This is a genomic window from Polaromonas sp. P1_E3, from assembly GCF_056405935.1.
This window is the reverse complement of record NZ_JBFUBD010000220.1, coordinates 1-4,658: the sequence shown is the minus strand read 5'-3', so window position 1 is coordinate 4,658 and position 4,658 is coordinate 1. Positions and strand designations below refer to the sequence as shown.

Here is a 4,658-nt window from a genome sequence, read left to right as displayed (position 1 = left end):
TTGCTGGACATATTGCTCAGGCGTCATGCGGCAATTGTCCCATGGGACTTGAGGCGGGAGGGACCCTCAGAAGGCTTTGGGCGCCATGCACCGCGCAACATAGGTTTTCAACGCGAACACCACCGCAATCAGGATGACCCATACGATCAACACATCACCGAATTGCCAGAAGAGCCAGAGCGGCGAACCCAGCTGGCCCAGCAAGGGCAGCAGGAACGGCTGCAGCCGGGGTGTCCAGAAACCAGACCTGGACATGCAGGCTGACACCAGAGGGTCAAAGGTGCCGGGGTTGCACCCCAGGGCCTGCAGTATTTCGCGCGAGATATACGTGCTCAGGAAGGGCGTGCCGAAGGCGATGCAAAACGCGACCAGTCCCAGCAGCAGGAGCCAGAAGCTCGCTTGCAGGACCTGGTGCAACCTTCTTTGCATTGGCACTGCCGCGGCTGCAGGCGCGCGCGGGGCGGCGATGGCCTTGCGGGGGTGTTGGTACGCATGGTGGCTCCAGCCGATGGCAGCCAGCCAGACCAGGATGAGCCACCAGAAACTGCGCAACAGCATGAAGGGGTAGTCCAGCGGAGTCTGGGCAGACAAAAAAAGTGCGAGCCTGGACGCCAACGCGTGCTGGAGGAAGGAACATGTTCCGGTCCGCGGGTCTGTATGGAACTGGCAATTCAGGGCCTCCAGGGCCTTCTCTGCGATGACGCCACCAATCATCGCGAAGCTGAGGCAAAAGAGAATCAGGCCCCACACCAGCGCACGATAAAGACCCGAGGGTGGCTGTTTTGCCGGTGCTGTTGCCAGTGTTTTTATAGGGGCAATCGCCACGTGTTTCGCCTTGTGATTTTGTGGATCAGCCGGCGGAACCGTCTGTGCCTGCTGACGCCCGGCCGCTTCGCCGCATGAACAGCGCCCGCCAGCCCATCACCAGCACATCCCAGGGGCCGAGCTTGGGGCGCCGCTGCAGGGTATTGAATCCCTGGGCCTCTATTTTCTCGAGGATACGCAGGCCGCCTTGCACCACCAGGCGAAGTTCCCAGCCGCCGCGGCCCGGTATCCGGTGTGCGAGTGGCAAGCCGTTTAGCATCCTGGCCTTTGCAGAGCGGGCGCAAGCAGCTATCAATTTGATAGTAAATGGATTGGCGTCCAGCGCCAGCAGCTGTGCTTCGTCAACGCCGTGGCGGGACCAGGCATCAGCCGGCAGGTAAATGCGCCCGCGCGGAATGTCGACGCTGAGGTCTTGCCAGAAGTTGATGAGCTGCAGGGCGGTGCAGATGCAATCGCTCATCTGCAGGGAGGCGGCGTCGTGAATGCCGTACAGGTGCAGCAGCAGCCGGCCCACGGGGTTGGCCGAGCGGTTGCAATAGTCGAGGAGTTCGGCTTCATCGGCATAACGCTGCTTGACGACGTCCTGCTCAAAAGCGCTGAGCAAATCGGCCAGCAGGTTTACCGGCAGCTCGAACTTCGCCATCATGGGCGTCAGCTGGGCAAACACCGGGGCCCAGCGCAGCGAGGGCGCAAGGCCGGCAGAGGCGGCCATCAGGTCCGCGCGGTAGGCCGCCAGGTCAGCCAGGCGTGCCGCCGGCGGCGCATCGCCCTCATCGGCGATGTCGTCCGCCGTACGCGCAAACCAGTAAATTGCCGCGATGGGCGGGCGCAGGCGCGGTGGGCACAGTAGCGACGCTACCGGGAAGTTTTCATAGTGGGCCACGCCCTGGGGGGAAGGCATCAGAGTGGCCGGCGGTTGTGTGCCTGGGGTCATGCGGGCGATTGTCGCTTGACAAGCCTCGGCAATTACCCTAGATTACTAACCGGTCAGTCAGTAGCAGCTTCCTGACCCTTTTCCAGGCTCATTTTTTACCCGGCTATCCAAGCGGGTTTCATCCCGATCAGATCATGAATAAAACCGTTTTCTCCCTGGTGGGCGCCGCCGTCCTGCTGGCAGCCTGTTCCAAACCCGCCCCGCCAGAAGAACCGGTTCGCGCCGTCAAGGTTATCACCGTCGGGACCAACGCCTTTTCCTCCAGCCACGAATATGCCGGCGAAGTCCGCGCCCAGGTGGAGTCAAGGCTCGGCTTCCGGGTTGCGGGAAAGATCATCAAGCGGCAGGCCGAACTGGGCCAGCGCGTCAAGGCCGGGCAGGTGCTCGCCAACCTCGATCCCCAGGATTACAAGCTCGCGGCCGATGCGGCCCGCGCGCAGGTCGCCGCTGCCGCTACCAACCGCGACCTTGCCGCTGCTGATTTCAAGCGTTACAAAGAGCTCAAGGAGCAGAACTTCATCAGCGGCGCCGAACTGGAGCGCCGTGAAACCACCCTGAAGGCGGCGCAGGCGCAACTGGAGCAAGCCCAGTCCCAACTGGCCGTCCAGGGCAACCAGGCCAGTTATGCGGCGCTGGTCGCAGATGTTTCGGGTGTCATCACTGCTATCGAGGCCGAGCCCGGCCAGGTCGTGACGGCCGGCGCGCCGGTGGTGCGGATTGCAGCGGACGGGGTGCGCGATGTGGTCTTTTCCGTACCCGAAGACAAGGTGGCGGCGATCAAGGTTGGCTCGCCGGTCAGTATCCGCGTGTGGTCGCAGACTGCCGAATTGGCCGGAAAGGTGCGCGAGGTGGCAGCCAGCAACGACCCTGTCACGCGGACCTACACCGTGAAAGTTTCGGTTGATGCGAAAGAGCCGCCGCCCCTGGGCGCCACGGTGTATGTGGTGCCGCAGGCCGGCAGCGTGGTGGGCGCGCCGGTCATCAAGTTGCCGACAACAGCGCTGCGCCAGGAAGGCAAGGCCACGGCGGTATGGGTGGTTGACAAGGCCACCATGACGGTCAAGCCGCAGGTCATTCAGGTTGCCACGGCAGACGGCAATGACGTGGTGGTGGCTTCCGGGTTGCAGCCCGGGATGCTGGTAGTCAGCGCCGGGGTGCATGTGCTGTCACCGGGGCAGAAAGTCAGTATTTACCAGCCAAGTGTGGCTGTAGCGGGCGCCAGTCCTGCGCAAACAGCTATCAATTCCGTAGCAACATCCGCTGCACCTGCAGCGCCTGTGACCGCACCGGTTGCTGTCTCCGCGGCTTCGGCCGCGAAGTGAGGACGGCATGACGCAACCCCATCCAGACAGCGGCAGCGCTGCCGGCGAACTGGCTTCGCCCTCCAGCCGGTTCAACCTTTCCAAATGGGCGCTGGACCATCCGGCGCTGACACGCTATCTCCTGCTGGTGCTGATGATCCTGGGCTTTGCCGCCTACTTCCAGCTCGGCCAGGATGAAGACCCGCCGTTTACCTTTCGCGCCATGGTGGTGCGCACTTACTGGCCGGGCGCTACTGCGCAGCAGGTGGCTGAGCAGGTCACCGACAAGCTGGAGCGTACGCTGCAGGAAGTGCCTTTTGCCGACAAGATACGCAGCTATTCCAAGCCTGGCGAGTCGCAAATCATTTTCCAGATCAAGGATTCGTCCAAACCCGCGGATGTGCCCAACGTCTGGTACTCGGTCCGCAAGAAGGTCAGTGACATGCGCGGCACGMTGCCGGGTGGAATCCAGGGGCCGTTCTTCAATGATGATTTCGGCGACGTGTATGGCGTGATCTATGCGCTCGAAGCTGATGGTTTCAATTACGCCGAGCTCAAGACCTTTGCCGACGATGTGCGCCAGCAACTGCTGCGCGTGCCTGACGTGAGCAAGGTGGAGCTCTTCGGCGTGCAGGACGAAAAGGTCTTCATCGAGATCTCGCAAAAACGGCTGGCGCAGCTGGGGCTGGATTTGAACCAGGTGCTGGCACAACTGGGCCAGCAAAACGCCATCGAATCGGCCGGCGCGGTGCAGACGCCGCTGGACGTCGTGCAGGTGCGCGTGGCGGGCCAGTTTGAAGTCATTGAGCAGCTGCGCATCATGCCCATCAGGGGCAGTTCGGGCAACCAGCTCCAGCTGGGCGATATCGCTGTGATCAAGCGTGGCTACGTGGACCCTCCTTCCGTCAAGGTGCACCACCAGGGCAGGGAAGTGATTGCATTGGGTGTGTCCATGGGCAAGGGCGGGGACATCATCGCGCTGGGCAAGTCACTCACCGCGCTCTCGGCCCGCATCGAAAAAACCTTGCCCGCCGGCATCAGGCTGGTGAATGTGCAGAACCAGCCCAAGGCCGTGGCCACCTCCGTCAATGAGTTTGTGGGTGTGCTGATCGAGGCCGTGGTGATCGTGCTGGCGGTGAGTTTCATTGCACTGGGGTTTCACAAGCGGCAATACGACGGCCCCGGCCAGTTGCCACTGTGGAAGCGTTATTACATCGACATGCGTCCGGGCCTGGTGGTGGGCATCACCATTCCGCTGGTGCTGAGCCTGACCTTCCTGGCGATGTGGTATTACGGCATCGGCCTGCACAAGATTTCGCTGGGCTCGCTCATCATCGCGCTGGGCCTGCTGGTGGACGACGCCATCATTGCCGTCGAGATGATGGTGCGCAAAATGGAAGAGGGCTACGACAAGGTTCGTGCCGCGACTTTTGCGTATGAGATCACGGCCATGCCCATGTTGACGGGCACATTGATCACCGCCGCGGGCTTCCTGCCGATTGGTTTGGCCAAGTCCACTACGGGTGAATACACATTTGCGATCTTTGCCGTGACGGTGATCGCGCTGGTGCTCAGCTGGATTGTGTCGGTGTACTTTG

4 protein-coding genes are annotated in these 4,658 nt (G+C 62.1%); 2 read left to right on the top strand and 2 right to left on the bottom strand.

All coding sequences use genetic code 11. The annotated features are described in order from the left end of the window. Positions 1-66: 66 nt before the first annotated feature. Entirely contained in the window at positions 67-591 is a 525-nt protein-coding gene (locus tag AC1D0Z_RS16335; RefSeq protein WP_477659272.1) for a hypothetical protein, read from the bottom strand. A gap of 259 nt (positions 592-850) precedes the next feature. Beyond that, positions 851-1,726: a squalene synthase HpnC gene (gene hpnC, locus AC1D0Z_RS16330; RefSeq protein ID WP_477659271.1), complete on the bottom strand. Its 876-nt coding sequence runs from the start codon at positions 1,724-1,726 to the stop codon at positions 851-853. 167 nt (positions 1,727-1,893) lie between these two features. Between hpnC and AC1D0Z_RS16325 the strand changes: the two genes are divergently transcribed. Together AC1D0Z_RS16325 and AC1D0Z_RS16320 are read left to right on the top strand one after the other, a co-directional pair. Then, entirely contained in the window at positions 1,894-3,081 is a 1,188-nt protein-coding gene (locus AC1D0Z_RS16325; protein WP_477659270.1) for an efflux RND transporter periplasmic adaptor subunit, read from the top strand. 7 nt (positions 3,082-3,088) lie between these two features. Then, on the top strand, positions 3,089-4,658 hold a 1,570-nt coding region (locus AC1D0Z_RS16320), incomplete at its 3' end, for an efflux RND transporter permease subunit (RefSeq protein WP_477659269.1).

Coding starts and splice junctions, on each gene's coding strand:
- AC1D0Z_RS16325 (WP_477659270.1), top strand. CDS start 1,894: ATGAATAAAACCGTTTTCTCCCTGGTGGGCGCCGCCGTCCTGCTGGCA.
- hpnC (WP_477659271.1), bottom strand. CDS start 1,726: ATGCCTTCCCCCCAGGGCGTGGCCCACTATGAAAACTTCCCGGTAGCG.